This is a genomic window from Desulforhopalus singaporensis, assembly GCF_900104445.1.
Taxonomy (GTDB): domain Bacteria; phylum Desulfobacterota; class Desulfobulbia; order Desulfobulbales; family Desulfocapsaceae; genus Desulforhopalus_A; species Desulforhopalus_A singaporensis.
In genome coordinates this window covers 233,800-251,642 of the sequence record NZ_FNJI01000001.1, presented here as the reverse complement: position 1 = coordinate 251,642, position 17,843 = coordinate 233,800, and the positions used below count along the sequence as shown (strand labels likewise).

The 17,843-nt window shown below is 51.7% G+C and carries 14 protein-coding genes; 7 read left to right on the top strand and 7 right to left on the bottom strand.

The features are described 5' to 3' along the window. Positions 1-37: 37 nt before the first annotated feature. Both BLQ17_RS01050 and BLQ17_RS01045 read left to right on the top strand, forming a co-directional pair. Positions 38-3,289 carry an efflux RND transporter permease subunit gene (locus BLQ17_RS01050; protein WP_092218882.1) on the top strand — a complete coding sequence of 1,084 codons (3,252 nt, stop codon included), beginning with the start codon at positions 38-40 and terminating at the stop codon, positions 3,287-3,289. After that, positions 3,290-3,835, top strand: a complete 546-nt coding sequence (locus BLQ17_RS01045) for a DUF309 domain-containing protein (protein WP_092218880.1) — start codon at positions 3,290-3,292, stop codon at positions 3,833-3,835. A gap of 13 nt (positions 3,836-3,848) precedes the next feature. Here BLQ17_RS01045 and BLQ17_RS01040 read toward each other — a convergent pair whose 3' ends face one another. The 3 genes from BLQ17_RS01040 to BLQ17_RS01030 are packed head-to-tail and all read right to left on the bottom strand — an operon-like array spanning position 3,849 to position 5,520. After that, positions 3,849-4,466 carry an NAD(P)/FAD-dependent oxidoreductase gene (locus BLQ17_RS01040; RefSeq protein WP_092218878.1) on the bottom strand — a complete coding sequence of 206 codons (618 nt, stop codon included), beginning with the start codon at positions 4,464-4,466 and terminating at the stop codon, positions 3,849-3,851. 22 nt (positions 4,467-4,488) lie between these two features. Further along, entirely contained in the window at positions 4,489-5,286 is a 798-nt protein-coding gene (locus BLQ17_RS01035; RefSeq protein WP_092218876.1) for an NRDE family protein, read from the bottom strand. Between the two features lie 18 nt (positions 5,287-5,304). Beyond that, complete coding sequence (locus BLQ17_RS01030) at positions 5,305-5,520, bottom strand: hypothetical protein (RefSeq protein WP_092218874.1); 216 nt, start codon at positions 5,518-5,520, stop codon at positions 5,305-5,307. 196 nt (positions 5,521-5,716) lie between these two features. Between BLQ17_RS01030 and BLQ17_RS01025 the strand changes: the two genes are divergently transcribed. Further along, positions 5,717-6,229, top strand: a complete 513-nt coding sequence (locus tag BLQ17_RS01025) for an NUDIX hydrolase (RefSeq protein WP_092218872.1) — start codon at positions 5,717-5,719, stop codon at positions 6,227-6,229. A gap of 96 nt (positions 6,230-6,325) precedes the next feature. Here BLQ17_RS01025 and BLQ17_RS01020 read toward each other — a convergent pair whose 3' ends face one another. Next, on the bottom strand, positions 6,326-6,880 hold the full coding sequence (locus tag BLQ17_RS01020) for a DJ-1 family glyoxalase III (protein ID WP_092218870.1): 555 nt from the start codon (positions 6,878-6,880) through the stop codon (positions 6,326-6,328). A 154-nt stretch (positions 6,881-7,034) separates the two neighbouring features. Between BLQ17_RS01020 and BLQ17_RS01015 the strand changes: the two genes are divergently transcribed. Continuing rightward, a complete protein-coding gene (locus BLQ17_RS01015) occupies positions 7,035-7,748 on the top strand; it encodes an arginine N-succinyltransferase (RefSeq protein WP_092218868.1) in 714 nt (237 codons plus the stop codon). A gap of 40 nt (positions 7,749-7,788) precedes the next feature. On the opposite strand, the gene BLQ17_RS01010 is transcribed toward BLQ17_RS01015, so the two are convergent. Both BLQ17_RS01010 and BLQ17_RS01005 read right to left on the bottom strand, forming a co-directional pair. Beyond that, the gene (locus tag BLQ17_RS01010) at positions 7,789-9,600 is read right to left on the bottom strand and encodes a tetratricopeptide repeat protein (RefSeq protein WP_092218866.1); all 1,812 of its coding nucleotides are present in this window, start codon (positions 9,598-9,600) and stop codon (positions 7,789-7,791) included. Between the two features lie 103 nt (positions 9,601-9,703). Then, the gene (locus tag BLQ17_RS01005) at positions 9,704-13,108 is read right to left on the bottom strand and encodes a transglycosylase domain-containing protein (protein WP_143005405.1); all 3,405 of its coding nucleotides are present in this window, start codon (positions 13,106-13,108) and stop codon (positions 9,704-9,706) included. A 324-nt stretch (positions 13,109-13,432) separates the two neighbouring features. Here BLQ17_RS01005 and BLQ17_RS01000 point away from each other — a divergent pair, with 324 nt between their 5' ends. The 3 genes from BLQ17_RS01000 to yhbY all read left to right on the top strand — a co-directional run bounded on the left by BLQ17_RS01000 (position 13,433) and on the right by yhbY (position 16,978). Continuing rightward, positions 13,433-15,088 carry a LysM peptidoglycan-binding domain-containing protein gene (locus BLQ17_RS01000; RefSeq protein WP_176761026.1) on the top strand — a complete coding sequence of 552 codons (1,656 nt, stop codon included), beginning with the start codon at positions 13,433-13,435 and terminating at the stop codon, positions 15,086-15,088. 189 nt (positions 15,089-15,277) lie between these two features. Further along, positions 15,278-16,483, top strand: a complete 1,206-nt coding sequence (locus BLQ17_RS00995) for a TraB/GumN family protein (protein ID WP_092218859.1) — start codon at positions 15,278-15,280, stop codon at positions 16,481-16,483. A 159-nt stretch (positions 16,484-16,642) separates the two neighbouring features. Further along, complete coding sequence (yhbY, locus tag BLQ17_RS00990; RefSeq protein ID WP_176761025.1) at positions 16,643-16,978, top strand: ribosome assembly RNA-binding protein YhbY; 336 nt, start codon at positions 16,643-16,645, stop codon at positions 16,976-16,978. A gap of 93 nt (positions 16,979-17,071) precedes the next feature. Here yhbY and BLQ17_RS00985 read toward each other — a convergent pair whose 3' ends face one another. After that, entirely contained in the window at positions 17,072-17,842 is a 771-nt protein-coding gene (locus BLQ17_RS00985) for an MBL fold metallo-hydrolase (RefSeq protein ID WP_092218856.1), read from the bottom strand. Between the last annotated feature and the right edge of the window lies 1 nt (position 17,843).

Sequence of the window (17,843 nt, the reverse complement as noted above, 5' to 3'; positions counted from 1 at the left end):
CGAGGCTTTATCTTTTTCTTCAAACCAAAAACAGACCATGAAACCTTCCTCGATTAACACCAGTGGTTTTGCCGGACGTCTCGCCTCCGCTTTCGTCGCCTCAAAACTTACCCCGCTCTTCATTGCCGCCTCACTGCTTCTCGGACTTCTGGCTACTGTACTGCTGCCAAGGGAAGAGGAACCGCAGATCAAGGTTCCCATGATCGATGTAATGGTCAGCATGCCCGGAGCTCCGCCGAAAGAAGTCGAACAGCGTCTCACCATCCCGATGGAGAAACTGCTCTATGAACTTCCCGGGGTTGAATATATCTATTCTACCTCCATGGCGGGACAGTCTCTCTTGGTTGTCCGTTTCTACGTTGGGGAGAACCTGGAAAACTCAATAGTACGGCTTAACCAGAAGCTGGCCACCAATTTCGACCGGATTCCGCACTCGGTGAATATGCCGATCATCAAGCCTCACGCCATCGACGACGTGCCGATCATGGCGCTTACTTTTCACGGCGCAAAATACGACCACTACACCCTGCGGCGGTTGGCAGCCCAGGTGGACGATGCGATCAAGAATATCCCCGAAGTTGCAGAAACCAAGCTCATCGGCGGGACCAAAAGGCGACTGACCATTTCCTTTGACCCTCTGCTGCTGGCGTCAAGGAATCTTACCGTCAACGAGCTTGCCCCAAAGATCGCGGGGGTAAACAGCCGATCGCATTCCGGCACGCTCCAGTCGATGAACAACCAGATCCAGCTGCAGACCGGCTCTTTCCTGCAGAGCGCCAAGGAGGTCGGGCGGATCGTCGTTGGAGTCTACGGCAATCGACCGGTCTACCTTGACGAAGTGGCGGAAGTACGCGACGGACCCGAGGAACCCGACACCTATGTGCTCTATGGCGCCAGCAACAACCATACGGTCGAGGCGGCCGTCACTTTGACGATTGCCAAGCGCCCGGGAGCAAACGCAGTCAGCGTGGTCGATGATGTTCTCGCCAAGATCGAAAAGCTCAAGGCCGATCTCATCCCCGCCGATCTTGAGGTGTCTGTTACCAGGGATTACGGCGCGACGGCCTCGGAAAAGTCAAACGAGCTGCTGTTCCACATGGGAATCGCCGTTTTCGGCGTTGCGCTGCTCATCCTGTTTTTCCTCGGATGGAGGGAGTCAATTGTCGTAATGCTTGCCATTCCTTCCACCCTGGCACTCACGCTGCTTATTTTCTACCTTTACGGCTATACTCTCAACCGGATAACCCTTTTTGCCCTCATTTTCTCCATCGGCATCCTGGTTGATGACGCGATTGTCGTGGTTGAAAACATCGTGAGGCACTATAAGCTCCCGGAAAATCGCGATAAGTCACGAACAGAGGTCGCCATCAGGGCGGTGGCCGAGGTGGGCAATCCCACCATCCTGGCAACCTGGGCCGTGATTTCGGCCATATTGCCGATGGCTTTCGTTGGCGGCCTGATGGGTCCATATATGCGCCCCATTCCCATCGGTTCCTCCGCTGCCATGGTGTTCTCCCTGGTTATCGCCTTCACCGTGACTCCCTGGGCGGCAACCCATATTTTAAAAAAGAAAAAACCCGGTGGCGGGCAGCAGATCGACGACAACACGGTTCCCGACGACTGGTTTACCAGGTTCTATCACAAGGTGATGGACCCCCTGCTTGCAAGGGCGGGGTGGCGTATCCTGTTCTTCGGCACCATTACGCTGCTGTTGCTCGGTGCCTGCTCCCTGGTCTATTTCGGCCAGGTCAAGGTCAAGATGCTTCCTTTTGACAACAAGAGCGAGTTTCAGGTAATTCTTGACATGCCCGAAGGGACCACCCTGGAACAGACCGCCAAGGTCGCCCTGGAGATGGCCGACGTTATCCGCACGGACCCTGCTGTCACCGATTACCAGATTTATGTCGGAACCGCCTCGCCATACAACTTCAACGGACTGGTAAGGCACTACTTCCTCAGAAACGGTCCAACCGTGGCCGATATCCAGGTAAACCTGTTGCCCAAATCCAGACGCGACATACAAAGCCATGGGATCGCTACCAGGGTACGACCGCCTCTTGGCAAGATCGCCGCCAAATACGGTGCGGCTGTTGCGGTTGCCGAAGTACCACCGGGCCCTCCGGTCCTGCAGACCCTGGTGGCCGAGATTTACGGGCCGACAGATCAGGCGCGGGTAAAACTGGCCGAAAAAGTCAAAAAGATAATGCAATCCACTGAAGGGGTTGTCGACGTGGACTGGTTCAGAGAGAAGGACCGGGCCAGGAAAGTTATCACGGTTGACAAGGAAAAAGCGGCTCTCAGCGGGATTTCAGAGCAGGAAATCACCAGAGCCATCGAGACAGGTGTAAAAGGTTATTCCTTTGACCTGTTTCATGTTGCAAATGAAAAGGAACCGGTCGACATCGTTCTTGAACTTCCCCTGAAATACCGAACACGGATCGAATCAATTCTCAATATCTCGCTGCGCTCTAAAACCGACCCGGAAAAGCTGGTTCCGTTGCGCGAACTTGTAAACGTTTCGGAAAAAAAAGTGGAGCAGCCCATTTACCGGAAAAATCTCAAACCGGTGATCTATGTGACCGGAGACGTCGCCGGCGCGGTGGAGAGTCCGGTCTATGCCATTTTTGACATCAACCGCAAGCTCGCCGCCCTGGATGGCCGGGACTTCGGCGGTCGGGTGGAAAAAGTTGAAATATTCAACATGAACCAGCCCTTCAGTAAACGGGAACCATCCATGAAATGGGACGGAGAGTGGCACATTACCCTGGAGGTGTTCCGCGATCTGGGCCTTGCCTTCTGCGTAGTCATGGTTCTTATCTATATGCTCATGGTCGGATGGTTTAAAAACTATGTCACCCCGCTTGTGGTGATGGCGGCGATCCCTTTCTCGCTCATTGGTATCCTGCCCGCCCACTGGGGGTTCGGCGCGTTTTTTACGGCAACTTCGATGATCGGATTTATGGCCGGGGCGGGTATTGTTGTCCGTAACTCCATCATTTTGGTCGATTTTATCGAACTGCGCCTTCGCGAGGGAGAACCCTTGACCAAGGCGGTGGTCGATGCCGGCGCCATCCGCTTCCGACCGATGCTGCTCACCGCCCTGGCGGTTGTCATCGGAGCTTCCGTCATTCTCGCCGACCCCATCTTTCAAGGTCTGGCAATTTCCTTGATGTTCGGGGAAATAGCCTCTCTTCTGGTGAGCAGAATGGCCGTACCGGTATTATATTTTGTTATTGCACGACATCGGCACAGCAACCCAACACTTTCAGTTCAACAGGAAATGCGATAAATGGACGACTTACTCTTTAACCCTTTTGAGGACCGGCTGAGCCGGGACATCAGGAACGACCTCTCAGAAGGACTGGTCAAGGCTGTTGAGACCGGCGACACCGAGATAGTAAAAAAAACCGTGGCGTTTTATCAGGAGCAGTCTCTTGCAGACTGTTACACCGGCTACATCAACACCAGACATGGATTATACCTGCAGGCCCTTGAAAAAATTTCCGGCAGAGAGAGCGACCCTATCGCTGCCGCTGTCATTCTCTGGAATCTTCAGCTCTTTTTCGAAGTGCATGAAATACTTGAGCACGCCTGGTACGACGCGCAGGGACAGTTGAAAGAAACCCTGCAGGCCTTGATACGCGCTGCAGGGGTATACATCAAACGTGAATACGGCTTTAACGATTCGGCACAGCGGATAGCCGCCAAGGCTATTCCCGTCCTTCAGGCCAACACCGTGATCCTTGAGAAGTATTTCGATCCGGTTCCGCTGATCAACATACTCGGTAAACAGTCCGCTTCCCCGCCTGTTCTTGAACCGAAGAAGCATCCCTGAGGTACGCCTGTGGCTATAGCTCCGGATAGGGAAACTCCGGGTCACTTAGCAGTTTGTACATTCGCTGTTTTTTCAGGGTCTTATGGTCATGGAAAGATACAAGGGCCTCTATCATCTCCACCACCTGGTCCTCAGTAAGTTTCTGGCCTATGCGTCTTCCTGTTTTAGGAAAGGGGCCACCCTTGCCTCCCGCGTACAGTTCATACCCGTCCCGGGTCGCCACGACGCCGATGTCCGTTGTTTTCGGACTGGAACAGCATAGCTGGCACCCGGCCACGGCAATCTTGAATTTGGCCTTGGTATGCTGCTTATCATGAAAGCGGCCGACGATTTTTTCACTAAGACACATGGTGTCAATCAACCCTAGATTACACGCATCCTCACCGATACAGACACGGGGAAGCGGGAATTTTCCGGGCGCCTTGAATTCGGCGCCTGCAGCTGCAAGTTCCTGTTTTACCGCTTCGGCCTTGCTTTTCGGTATATTGTAGAGCCTTACGTTCTGCAGGGTCGTGAGATAAATCCCCAGGCCATACCGGGCGGCAACCCGGTGCACCTCTGCCATAAGCTCAAGAGACAGCCGACCTCCGGACAACAACACCGTAACACTAACTTTTTCTTCGTCACTCATCTGAAATTTTCCTCAACCTTTTTTACCGATCTCGGCCAGCTTGTCCTGGCGGATCCATTTCTTTTTGCACCACAAAAGTTGACATGACGCGATCGGGACGACGCAGATAGGTCTGTTCACCAAAACTCACCCGGCCGCTTTCATAAACGGTCACCACCGCCGATGACCGTGTCCCATACCCGGGACCGTCTATAAATATTGTCCCCAGCAGTTTTTCCCACTCCGGTCCGACGCCAGTGTCGGGCAATCGGCTGAAATCGGGGACACAGCTATCGTTTAAGATATGAAAAATCGACTTCTGATCCACCTGCGTTACCCCTTCCATCAGAGGTCGAAGCATTTTCTTACCCCGTTCTACTTTGGGCCACGGAGTATCGAGAAGGTGATTGCTCAGCCCGTAAAATCCGGGAAAGAGCTGCTTTATCTCACAACTTATGTTTGAATAATACCAGAGCCCGGTATCGTCGGCTAAAACAAGATTAAAGCCGTTGTATTCACTTTTGCGACGATGGAGCTTATGCAGATATACAGAGGCGCTCACCTTTTGCCGCAAAAAATCGAGGATGATATCCCCTCTTGACGGCGCATTCTCTTTAGTCATCGACGGATCACGGTAGTTGGTTATGGCTCCTATTCTCCCGCCCGAAGCCACCGCCAGCCAGGTCCCGCCGCAGCGCAGATCGCGGCCGCCCAATATTTTCCTGTTTTCGTCGATAACGTCAAGACAAACTGTCGGTCGATCGAGAAATTCATCACGATTTGCCGCAACGACCAGCCGCACCCCCGGTGCCCCTTTATACGATATGAACAACAGACACATAGATAAATCCCCGCGCCATCATGGAGCAGGCCACCGGATATCCTTTTGTTCTTCAACCAGGTAACAGAACCTGTCCCATTCAAACTCCTTTTTTGAAATGGGACATCTCAAGGTAACCTTATGCTCCTTGACACAAACTACCTCCCAGTCTCCTTTCCGCCTGCCTTCAACGATCCGTAACTTCTGACCAACAACAAACGGATACGGACGAAAAAAAGTCACATCATGCTCCATAAGGTCCTCCTTTTGATTTTTGCACCTTGGCGTCTTCTCTCTTGCCGGGAAAACAAAATCTTTCCATGGCTGTTGTAAAACTTCTCCCGGATCTTTGCCCGTCAACTATTGAGCTTGCTTTTCTCAATAAAGAAAGTAGGTTTTAAATAACCGGATATAACAAACACAAAACGTCCCAACCCCGGTACGAAAAGCCATGCTGATGTCATCTGCAACTACTACTACTGCAGCAGTAGCAATCATTGAGTGCCGCATCCCTGAAAGGAGTTTTCTCCTGTTGCGCAGGGTTACCCATCCCGACGACCCGTGGTCCGGTCATTTTTCATTTCCGGGAGGGCGCATGGATGCGGCAGACGACGATATCCTGCAGACCTGTTTTCGGGAAACCAGGGAAGAGACCGGAATAATACTGAGCCGGGAATCTCTGCAAAAGACACTGGATCCAGAGCCGGCCGGGAGAAACTACGACAGTCCGCTCCTGGTCCAGCCCTATCTTTTTTCCCTTTCCGCCAAGCCGGAGATTTCCCTTGAGCCCAGCGAAATAGAAAGTGCCTGCTGGCTTGATGCCAAAAGTTTTATGAACGGCTCTCTGCATAAGAACATCGAAATGCTCCCCGGACTCAAGTTCCCTGCCTTCCCCCTGCAGGACTACTATGTATGGGGGTTTACCTACAGGCTGCTGCGATCGATACTTGTTGTGCGGCCATAGTTTTTAAAACCACAGCCGACAGCTGGCAGGATCATCCGCCAGGTACCGCTTGACTCCCCGACCGGAAAAAGCGATACCGCCGGAGCAGCGCATAGCCTATAGAAGAGCCATCTGCTTTGCAACTTCTATCTTTTTCTCTTCGCCGCACAGAATGGCAAGGAGCTCAAGTCCGAACTCAATCGACGTGCCCGCCCCCCGGCTGGTTACACAGTTTTGGTCAAAAACAACATTTTTACCCGCATGGTCCATCGACTCCAGCCGGTCGGCGAAAAGAGGATGACAGGTCGCGTTTTTCCCCTCAAGCAGACCATGATGTTTCAGCACCACCGCAGGGGATGCGCAGATAGCCCCGTAAAGCAGCTTTTTTTCATTCTGCTTTTTCAGCAGCTCACCCAGCAATTCCGAGTTTTTCAAATTCTCCGCACCGGGGATGCCGCCTGGCAGCACGATAAGATCATAGCTTTCGTCTTTGCACTCCTGAAGCAGTTTATCCGCTATCACCACAACCTGATGAGAAGATGTCACCTGCAGAGTATCGCCGACGGCTGCCAGGTCGACCACGACCCCGCCCCTGCGAAAAACATCAACAACGGCCAAAGCCTCGATCATTTCAAACCCTTCAGCCAGAGGTACCAGAATTCTTTTGGTCATATCTTTCTCCATTGCAATTATGCGATTTCTACTATTTTCGCTGGTCGAATATTTACCCGACAACAACCATGAACTCGATTATACTATAGCAAAACAACAACTGCACTTCCTGTCCTTATTACAGGATTCACTCTACCCCACAGAGGGATGTTCCATGTCTTTACCGCCACCAGAACATTTACCCACAGGCTCAACAGCATACTTTTCCACCAGGCAGGTCGTCGCCATGATCGCTCTGTCGGTGTTACTGGCACTGGCTGCAGCTGGACTTGCTGTAAGGTTCTGGCTCTTTCCTCCCCTTTTTGAGCCGGTTATCCTTTCCCCTGAAGAAAACAGGCAACTCGAAGCCAAGCTCGCCTCTTTTTCCGCAGGCGACACCTCCGCACCCGCACCCGCACCCGGGTTGCCCCGCACTCACACCACAGTGCAAACCACAAACACCCTAACGCCTGAGAAATATCATGAAGAGGAGGAGTCAAGAACGGTCATCCTGACGGAGAGGGAAATTAACGGCATGCTTGCCAAAAATACGGACCTTGCCGATAAGGTCGCTGTCGACCTTGCCGAGGACACAGTTAGTCTCAAACTACTTCTCCCGCTGGATCCCGATCTGCCGATACTGGGGGGCAAGACTCTCAAAGTCGCCGCCGGCGCGGAAATTGCCTTTCGTCATGGTCGGCCTGTGGTCAAGCTCAAGGGGGTGAGTCTCATGGGCGTACCGATGCCGAACAGCTGGCTCGGAGGAATGAAAAATATAGACCTGATACAAGAGTTCGGCACCGACAAAGGGTTCTGGAAAGGATTTAGTGATGGAGTGAAATCAATTGCGGTAGTCGACGGCTCTATCCAGCTACAACTCAAAGAGTAACCCTGCAAAAATCAGCCGCTGATTTTGCAGGGTTACATGGTTACTCAAGCTCAAGCCCCTGATCCAGATTTTTTTCGATTATGGGTGAATCCGCCATATCCGCATTCACGCCCATATCAAAGATGGCGTCTATCTTTTCCGAGGAGTATTCCTTCTGCCTCAGATCAGCCTCCATAATAAGCCGGGGATCGATGGCGTTCATCTCCTGTTCGACCCTTTTGATATTCCCCTCTACCTTCCGGGCAATTTCCACCCCCGGATACTTCATCAGGATCTCCTGCAGCAGGTTTCGCGACTTTATCAACAGCTCTTTTTTCGCCTCGGGATCTGTCTCCTGGCTGGACTCTATAAACAGCTTTGCCGCCTCCTTACGCTTGTTTTTGGCCGCTTCAAGTGAGACAAACTCTATCTGCTCTGCAGCCTTTGGCGCATAGTCGGTTGCAGCCAACTTTTGAAATGCGGCGATGGCTTCGTCATACTGACCGCTTCCGGCAAGCGACACCGCCTTGTCCCACTGTTTTTCCATCTCCTGCACCCGAGCGACGTTGAGCTGTTCGATACTGGCGGCATTGGAGGCGAGAAGTTCATCTTTTTTCGCCTGAACCTCGATTCGCCGCTCTTCTCCCAGCGCCCCCACAGGCATGGCTTCCAGCAGCGCTATCGCCTGCTGGAACATCTGCTCCCGTGCAAGGTCGTCCACTTTCTGCATCCGCTCACTATACCATCGATCGGTTTTCCTCTGGGCGGTTTCCTTGATCAGGTCGACGTTTGGCGCCACTGGTGAATATGGATAGCCGGCGAGATACTTTTCCGCCTGCCAGACCACCTTATAACCATCCTGCTCGGGAACGAACCGCAGAAAGTCGAGCAGTAACCGGGAAAAATCGACGAGCTCTTCACTGCCCTCCATCGATGGCTCCAAAATCGACAGCTGTTGCCGGGACCACTCATTGACAAGGGTCATCCTGTCATATTCCTGAGTAATTTTAGAAAATTGAGTCCTTGCTTCTTTAAAATTGCCCGTTGCCATATACAAGTCGGCAAGGGACTTGCGCGACGATGAAAGATCTGCTCCTGGTCCGTCGAGATCTTTCATCCACTCCAGGGTGTCACGGTAGATTTTTACCGCCTCCTCTTCCCGGTGAAGAAAAACCAGTGCCTCTGCATAGCGCAACTTGGATTGCGTGCGCAACCGCTCTACTTTTGGCGATGGCTTGTTATCCAAGAGGGCGACCAGCTCCTGATATCTGCCGTCATGACTCAACTGGTCGACCATACTATCCAGCTGATCCAGTTCCTTTTCGCCCTGCGCGGCAGTAACCGGTCCCTCCCCCGGAGTGCCAGAACCTTGCAGCAAGGCTGGGCACAAGCCTTCCAGATAATAGATATCGGCTTCCCTGACTCGTTGAATTTCCCCTAAACTGTATGAAGGTGGTGCAGAAAAATTCTTCGCCATAAGCAGTTTGGCACGAAGTTCACTGTAGCCGTTGAGCAGTTCCTCCACTTGTTCAACGCACTTGTTTCTCTGGTTTCGCTCGCTTGCCGTCTCTTCGCTTCTCAGAGAATTTTGTTGAATTTCGCTAAAGCGATAGAGCCGGCCGCTGTACTTTTCGATCCGGTCTTCAACAAAATCCATGGACACCACTGGTCGCCGGTCAATCTCCGGCGAGGACGCTTGTCCTGGTATCAGATACGGGCCCTGGTCATCGTCGCCAAAGAAGTCCTCAGCTGCCTGTTGGCCGCTTCCGGCAGCTGGAACCGGAGGGGTGACCCGACGCTGCTGAGGAACAGCACAGCCCCCGACAGCGAGAACGATGATGGGTACAATTATTTTCTTTGTCAGTGTGATCATAATATTTCTCTGCTCTTGTCTTATTCAAGTCTTCATAGGTATCGTACAGGGGAAACGGAGTCTCCACTCCATGGTTTCAGGTCGATACGGCCTGCTTTTCCTCTCATTTGGTCGGTTTCTGCACCGCTGCTCTCCAGTAAGGCGAGAATTGTCTTTCCAGGGTCAGGTTGCCTCCCCTGGTTATTTCGCCAAAGGTCAGAATGGACGGTACACCCGTATCAAGGCTTTCCACCATGCGAACCGGATAAAGGGGGACTCCGCCATTTTCATCGCTTACCGCAACATTCAACTGCGCCAGTTTTTTTCTTTCAATGCCGAGACCATAAAACGAGATATCCACCGGGTCAAGACGCTCCGGATACTGTTTTGCCCGCACAATCCCGTTGACCACATCGGTCCATGGCGGCAGCGCCCCAGCCGCTCCGGTGATACGGGTAGTTCTGCGGCGCATCGGTTTATTATCATCAAAGCCAACATAGACGCCAACGGCATAGCCGTCGTCCAGGGTCATTGCCGCCCCTTTAGGGGCAACTTCGGGAACATACCCAAAAAAGGACGCGTTGACATAATTATTGGCGGTACCGGTTTTACCCAGCATCGGCAGAGAAAGATTGTAATTTTCTTCCGATGCCGCAATTTTCACGTTTTTCCAGGCGTACCGTCCGGTGCCGAATCTGACGGTATTTTCAAGAATCGATCCCAGCACAAGCGATGTTTTTTCATCAAAGACTGTTCTCGTTTCTATTTCCGGTCGATAGAGTACTTCACCGTCCGCGGTTTCAATTCGGTCGATGATGGCCAGGGAGTCGTCCTGGATCTCTTCATCAAACACTTCGTCGTCATCCATATTTTCACGGCTGGCACTCACCGTTACCTTCCCGGTGGCAAGGCTTTCATAAAGCCTGGTAGCCTCGAAAAGAGAGACAACGTTGGAACCAAGGGGAAAAGAGAGTACCGGTTCAAGCTTCGATTCCATCCCAATTTCCTTGCACAGCTCTATCAGGTAATACAACCCGACGGTTATCCTGAAATCATCTACGGCAGCCAGCACATCAAACTCAAACGGCAACTTCTCCATGAGTTTTTCATATTCATGATCAAGCTGCGCAGCCACCATGTCAAGAGCCTTTTTCTTCACTCCTTCGGCCAATACTATGTTTTGCCAGAACTGGACTCTCTGCGTATTGTCAAGGGTTCGCAGATATTGCAGCAGCTCCCCCTGACCAACCGGCAAGACTCCCGTTATCCGGCTTGTATCCGGCAGAAAATAGAAAAGCTGCTGCGACTGGCTCTTATAAAAACCCAGGTGTTCCTGCACCCCGATGTCTATTGCCGCTGTTGCGTAGGGCGTACCACCGGTCAGAGGAAGGTCTTCGGTGCTGCCTGGCAGGTTTTCCAGCCTGTTTTTGATATCGTCAAGCTTCGCCTTTCTTTTTTCCAACTCCAGATAGTTGTTTTGCAGCAACCGGCTCCTCACCAGATATTCATGTCGCACCCTGTCAGCTACCGGTTGTTTTGCCAGTCCCAGTTCCTGGTCGAGCTGTTCTTGATACCTATCGAAATCAAGACCGTAATGCATCCACTTGATGCTGTTGTATTCCTGCTCCAGCCCTTCGAAAAGAAAATCCGTTTCAAGGTTCTTTACCGCAAGGGAAAAAGCCGCCCGGCGAAGAATCTCGCGGTTTACCTGAATGCCGAACTCATCCCTGATACGTTTCCTGTAATTGCGGTACGGCTCGGTCTCTCCATCGACTATCTTCGGTGCGAGTCCGACTTTCTCGGCGACTTCCTGAAACTGCAGGGGCGTCAGTTTGTCACACAGTTTTGCCACCAGCCAGACCGAAGCGAGGTTCTCGGACTTTACCCCGGCCCAGTTCATGGATACCCACTCATTGGGGTTGCTGTGATCCGGTCGGGGGAAGTAGGGTTTACCATGATAGACAAACACTTCCCTCCTGTTCATCAGCAGATCGGCACTGTTCCACCCCAGCTGCAGCGCAGCGGAAAAGACGAGTGGCTTGAAAGCCGACCCCATAGCCCTTTTCGCCTGGATGGCCCGATTGAAGAAGCGGTTATCGTTTCCCCCGGCCATGGAGATGATTTTTCCTTTGCGAACCACTAGGGCGCCGCCCTGGATTTCCGGATATTTTTCAAGCCGAAGGGGGATCGGCCGCCCTTCTTGCACCTCGTCAAGCGGGCCTGCACTCACCCATATCCGATCACCCACTGCAATCTTTTTTACAAATCTGTCAAGATCTTTTGGTCCAGCCTGGGACCACCTGTTTTTCTCATACTTAACCCAGGCACCGACCACGCTGTCGAGCCCCCGTGCCTCTATCAGTCCCTCACCAAGCTGTTTGTCAAGAACAACCCGGATTTTGATATCTCTCCCCGTTCCGGCTATTTCGCTGACCGTGCCGAAGAGGAACGCCCCCTCCTTGAGAGTTGAATCTCCTGTGTATTCAATATCTTCCATTTCACGCTGGACCTCGTTTCGGTCATATCCTTTGAGGTGCACGTCAAGCAGTGCCAGTGCCGAGCGCAAAGAACTCTGCGTTATATCCTGCAGATCCTTGTCTAAGGTGGTGATAATTTTCACGCCGGACGTCGCCACGTTGGCAATATCATGAGCCTCGAGCGCCCTCTGCACCGGCAGGGAGGAGACGGCATCGCGAACCAGTTCCATGCTGTGATCAAGGGCAAACCCGATACGGCCATTGTCAAACTCGAGATCCTGTGCAACATTGCTGTCGTAGGTCTGTCTATCTATCATCCCGAGGTCAAGCATTTTCCCAAGGACGTAGCGCAGTCGAACCTTTGCCCTTGATTTTGCCAGTCCCACTCCCTTTTCCGTCTTCCGGCGAAACGGGTTGTAATAGTTGGGCCGCTTTACGCTGCCGGCGATAAAGGCGCATTCCAGCAGCGACAGTTCTTCGGGTTTTTTGTTGAAATAATACCTCGCCGCAACGCCGAGACCGTGTCCGTTGCCGCTGACATAGAACTGGTTGGCATAAAATTCGAAAATTTTTTCTTTCGGATAATAATATTCAAGACGCAGGGCATAAAGAAGTTCAGTCAGCTTGGCCCGATAAGATCTTTCCGTTCTCTTAAACAGGTTCTTAGCGGTCTGCTGGGTCAGGGTACTGCCGCCCTGCACCACCCTGCCGGCCTGAATATTTTTTATCATCGCCCGGAAAATTCCCGGAAGATCGAAACCAAAATGCTCGAAAAACCTGCTGTCTTCAGATGCCACCAGTGCATTGATGAAGTTTTTGGGAATATCGTCGTAACTGACATATTGTCGGTGGGCGGTATCAAAAAATACCCCGAGCTTATGCACCCCGTCACTGTAGTAGACACTGCTTTCCTTACCGAGCAGCAACCGGATATTTTCCGCCTTGATCTCTTCACCCGGCTCAACTACCACGAGATAATAGAGCCACCCTGTGGCCGCCGCCCCGGTCACCAGGATCAGCACCAGAAAACTTAAAAAAAATTTTTTTACCATATCTTCAACAAAAGAATACGAAACCAACCTGTCGGTAAATCTTTGAAACAATTGGAAGGATCCTTCATAATCCTTGCAATTCTAAGAAAGTTCGGTTTTAAATACTGTTGATTCTCCTCGGACAATAACGGGCTTTGAGTGTACTAGGTTCATTGCCATAACTCAACATACGAGTTGACTATTGTTTTTTTGTTTACCGAAAATTTCCTTCTCCCCTGGGAACTGGCCGACCGGTATCACACTTTATCCACCACCCGGCATAAGTATTCCTTACGACAAAATAAATGTAACATGAGACGATTCTCCTTTCTGTTATCAAGCATTATGCTTGCAGGGGCCCTGTCCGTCCTTGGCGGATGCTCCCTTCGTTCACCGGTAGTCGACTTTTTCGACAACTCTTTTTCGTCGGGGATGACCGAACCCGCTGATGCCGCCGACACCGACAAGGAGCTGCAGGAGATCGAACCGCTGGTCTGCTCACAGGAGGAGTTGACTTCTCTCAACAGTACCGGCGACTGGAAAGGACAAGCCATAAGCAGGGCAGATTCGGTAAAAGAGTCGGCGCAAGCAGAGTTTCCGACGGTGGTCAACAACCAGGTGGAGATGTATCTCGACCTGTTTCAGAACAGACAACGCAATCAGTTTGCCAGATGGCTGGCTCGGTCCGGAAAATACCGGACAATGATGGAAGAAGTCTTAACCGACGCCGGACTGCCCCCTGGCTTGATTTACCTGGCGATGATCGAAAGCGGCTACAACCCGTTAGCTTTTTCCCAGGCCAAGGCCGTCGGATTATGGCAATTTATGAAAGCAACAGGCAAACAGTACAATCTTAGAATCGACGGATATGTGGACGAGAGGCGGGACGCACTCAAGTCGACCAGGGCTGCCGCCAATTACCTTTCCGACCTCTACCGGGAATTCGGTGACTGGCATCTGGCTGTTGCTGCTTATAACGGCGGTCCCGGTAAACTGCGCAGCGGTCTCAAACGCTATCGGGTAAACAGTTTCTGGGAACTGGCCGACAAAAAACACCTGAGCCTGGAAACCAAGCGGTACGTCCCAAAACTGATAGCCGCACTGCTCATTGCTAAAAATCCTGAACAGTTCGGTTTTACCGAAATCAGCTATGAGTCCCCCCTGGAGTACGACACTCTCCAGGTAGGCCCGGGAATGAGCCTTGATGCTGTCGCCCTGGTAACCGGGTCAACTCTTGACAAGGTAAAACAGCTCAACCTCGAACTGCGCAAAAACAAGACGCCGACGAACAGCACTTCCTACAAAATTAAGATACCGATCGGTACCGTCGAACTGGCAAAGCATAACTTGACCAGACTGCACAGTTTTGCAACCACTGCGTATACGACCCATATCGTCGGCAACAATGAAACACTGACTGCAATATGCAGAAAATACGGAATCAATAAGACGACCCTGCTCAAGGTGAACAATCTCAGAAACACCAAACTCCTGGCAGGCAAAAGCCTGCGGATTCCCTACAGCACGATCAGTTATCGGTTGCTGCCCGAAGGGGCGACAAGCGCTTTGGTCGCCTATAAGGACAGCCTCATACTCCACCGCATCAAAAAAGGCGATACCATCTCCAAGATAGCAAGACAATACAACGTCCCCGCGCAGATGATCGTGGCGTGGAACGGACTGCAAAACGCCCATACAATAAGGGCCGGACAACAGCTGGCGCTCTATATCGACAGGGAGTTGTCCGAAACCGGTAGTTCCGAATCAAAAATGGAGCTGGCGCAACTCCCCAATGGAGGGATCATTTTGAAACCGAACGCGCTCAAACAGCGAGTGGCTTCACCAACCTCCAGCTATTACTACTATAACGTGAAAAACGGTGACTCGCTGTGGACGATTTCCAGAAGATTCGGGGCCTCCACATCCAACATCAAAAAATGGAACAACCTTAAAACAAATCTCATTCATCCGGGCGCAACACTTAAAATAATTAAGGGTTAAGGAGACAGAGCCGCACCGAGAACTCTCTCTCAGGCATGTTTGTCATCTATCGGGATAAGCGTCGTTTCGTTGTTTTTCGCCGATTTTGCATGACAACCACTACAACAGTGCCTACTTTGATGCAGTGCAGAAGCCCGAAGCAGATACAGCTATATAACTACATTCATTTACCCCAATACGCGTAACATCATGGCAACCCCCGAAACTGCATTTCCCTCCTACGAATACGGCACCGATGTCCACACCATCAGTCACCTGGACAAAACCATCCTCCTGGTCGGTACTGCTCATATATCACAGGACTCGGTCGCCCTGGTGCAACAAGTGATCGAGCAGGAAAAACCTGACTGCGTCTGTCTGGAGCTCGACGACAAACGTTTCCAGGCACTTACGCAAAAGAAAAAATGGCAGGCCCTGGATCTCAAGACAATTGTCAAGAATAAACAGCTGTCAACCCTTCTGGTAAGCATGCTGATGGCATCGTACCAGAAAAGGCTGGGTGGTCAACTGGGAGTGATGCCAGGCGCTGAGTTGCTTGCCGGCGCCCAGACCGCCAAGAAGCATCACATTCCAGTTTCACTCTGTGACCGGGATATACGCATCACCCTGCGACGTGCCTGGAAATCAACGTCATTCTTCAAAAAAGGCTATCTGCTCGCATCGCTGTTGAGTTCAGTTTTTGACAAGGAAGATATAACTGAAGACAAGCTGAACCAGCTCAAGAAAAAAGACGTCCTCACCGAAATGATGGACGAACTCGGCGAGGCCCTGCCCGACCTGAAGAGGACGCTTATCGACGAAAGGGATATTTACCTGGTTGAAAAAATCAAATCCTCACCCGGTAAAAGGATCGTTGCTGTGGTGGGAGCCGGGCATATCGAGGGGATGAAAAGAAGGTTTGGTGAAGACAACCTCTCACGGCTTGAGGAAATAATCGCTATTCCTCCGGTCTCAAAAGGATATAAAATTGTCGGCTGGTCGATTCCGGCCCTGATATTAGGCTCTCTTGTGGCGATCGGCCTTCAAAAAGGAGCGTCGGTTGCCGGAGCCAACCTGCTGTTCTGGATTCTCGCAAACGGCCTTCCGGCAGCAGCGGGTGCCCTGCTTGCGCTGGCCCACCCGCTTACCACCCTGAGTGCGTTTGCATCGGCGCCGATAACAAGCCTCACTCCGGTTATAGGAGCCGGCTATGTGACCGCTTTTGTCCAGATACTCGTCTGTCCGCCGCTGGTCAAAGAGTTCGAATCTGCCGGAGACGATATGGTCTCATTTAAAGGCTGGTGGAAAAACAGGCTGCTGCGGGTGTTTCTCGTATTCCTGCTCACCGGAATAGGTTCGGCTATAGGAACCTGGATAGGCGGTTATGAAATCATGAGCAATCTTTTTGGAAAATAGCCGCTGCTACCATGAAAAACCCTGGCCGGCAAACAGAAAACAATTGACAACTCCGCTGCAAAAGGTAAAAGCACACGATACAAAACCACTGGCGGCTCCCACTTCATGGGTGTGGCATGCCAAGGGTTATACCGAATATTTCGAGGAACAGAACATATAATGACCACTACTACTGAAAAAAAAGTAAAGCATCTTACCACCAGACAGAAACAGTACCTGAAAGGGCTCGCCCACCCGCTGCCCCAGCTGGTCCAGATAGGCAAGGAAGGATTGAACAACGGGCTGATAGAAACAACCAAGCGCGAACTGCTCAACCATGAATTGATCAAGATAAAGATAGCCAGCAACAGCGGCCTGGAAAAGCGCGACACAGCAGAATCGCTCGCAAAAATGACCGACAGCACCCTGGTACAGCTGATCGGCAAGACCATAGTGCTCTACAAAGAAAATCCCAAGCGCCCCAAGGAAAAAAAGATCTTGCTGCCGAAGAACTGATCCGCAGCCCCATCCGGGGCTTCCTGCATTTATTACCCCTCAGCCTGGAAGAGCTGTCCTAGTTATCAAACAAGGAGCCCTCCGCAATAAAAATTACAGTTCTATAATCGCGGTAGGCGCGCCTTGGGACGCTACATGACCACGCACCTGCGGGCAGTTGTTCTTACTCTCTTGATACGCTCTTACCGCCAGTTGCGGAGTGTTGTTTTGTTCGCTGAGGTGGGCAAGCACCACATGGCGCAGCTTCTTTGCCGGCAACAGCCTGTCTAAAAAGTCGGCGGCGTCTTCATTGCAGAGATGGCCAAGACTAGATCTTACCCGCTGCTGCAGCGGCAGCGGATAAGGTCCGTTTTTCAACATATCGAGATTATGATTGAACTCTAGAATCAGACCGCTGCACCCGGTCAGTCGACTCTCCATCAGGTGGGACACTTTGCCGGTATCGGTGAGGTATCCGAGACTGCAGTCTCTATCGCTTATGACAAAACCCACTGGATCGGCGCTGTCGTGGGATATACGAAAGGATCTGACCTGCAGATCACCTATCTGGAAGGTATCGCCGGTTTCAAATTCCCGGTAGCCATGAACTTTGCCCACAGTCTTTTCACTGCTGGCCAATGTACCATAATTGGCATAGAGCGGCACCTTAAGACGTCTTGAGAGAACTCCGGCCCCCTTGATATGATCGTTATGTTCATGGGTTAAGCAGATGCCGGCCACCGACTGCAGGTTTCTGCCGATAAGCGCCAACCGTTTTTCCATCTCTTTTCCCGAAAAACCTGCATCTATCAAAATTGCGGAACCTCCGCTTTCGATATATACCGCATTTCCCCTGGAGCCGCTTCCAAGAACTGAAAACCGCATA

Coding starts and splice junctions, on each gene's coding strand:
- BLQ17_RS01050 (WP_092218882.1), top strand. CDS start 38: ATGAAACCTTCCTCGATTAACACCAGTGGTTTTGCCGGACGTCTCGCC.
- BLQ17_RS01045 (WP_092218880.1), top strand. CDS start 3,290: ATGGACGACTTACTCTTTAACCCTTTTGAGGACCGGCTGAGCCGGGAC.
- BLQ17_RS01040 (WP_092218878.1), bottom strand. CDS start 4,466: ATGAGTGACGAAGAAAAAGTTAGTGTTACGGTGTTGTTGTCCGGAGGT.
- BLQ17_RS01035 (WP_092218876.1), bottom strand. CDS start 5,286: ATGTGTCTGTTGTTCATATCGTATAAAGGGGCACCGGGGGTGCGGCTG.
- BLQ17_RS01030 (WP_092218874.1), bottom strand. CDS start 5,520: ATGGAGCATGATGTGACTTTTTTTCGTCCGTATCCGTTTGTTGTTGGT.
- BLQ17_RS01025 (WP_092218872.1), top strand. CDS start 5,717: ATGCTGATGTCATCTGCAACTACTACTACTGCAGCAGTAGCAATCATT.
- BLQ17_RS01020 (WP_092218870.1), bottom strand. CDS start 6,880: ATGACCAAAAGAATTCTGGTACCTCTGGCTGAAGGGTTTGAAATGATC.
- BLQ17_RS01015 (WP_092218868.1), top strand. CDS start 7,035: ATGTCTTTACCGCCACCAGAACATTTACCCACAGGCTCAACAGCATAC.
- BLQ17_RS01010 (WP_092218866.1), bottom strand. CDS start 9,600: ATGATCACACTGACAAAGAAAATAATTGTACCCATCATCGTTCTCGCT.
- BLQ17_RS01005 (WP_143005405.1), bottom strand. CDS start 13,108: ATGGTAAAAAAATTTTTTTTAAGTTTTCTGGTGCTGATCCTGGTGACC.
- BLQ17_RS01000 (WP_176761026.1), top strand. CDS start 13,433: ATGCTTGCAGGGGCCCTGTCCGTCCTTGGCGGATGCTCCCTTCGTTCA.
- BLQ17_RS00995 (WP_092218859.1), top strand. CDS start 15,278: ATGGCAACCCCCGAAACTGCATTTCCCTCCTACGAATACGGCACCGAT.
- yhbY (WP_176761025.1), top strand. CDS start 16,643: ATGACCACTACTACTGAAAAAAAAGTAAAGCATCTTACCACCAGACAG.
- BLQ17_RS00985 (WP_092218856.1), bottom strand. CDS start 17,842: ATGCGGTTTTCAGTTCTTGGAAGCGGCTCCAGGGGAAATGCGGTATAT.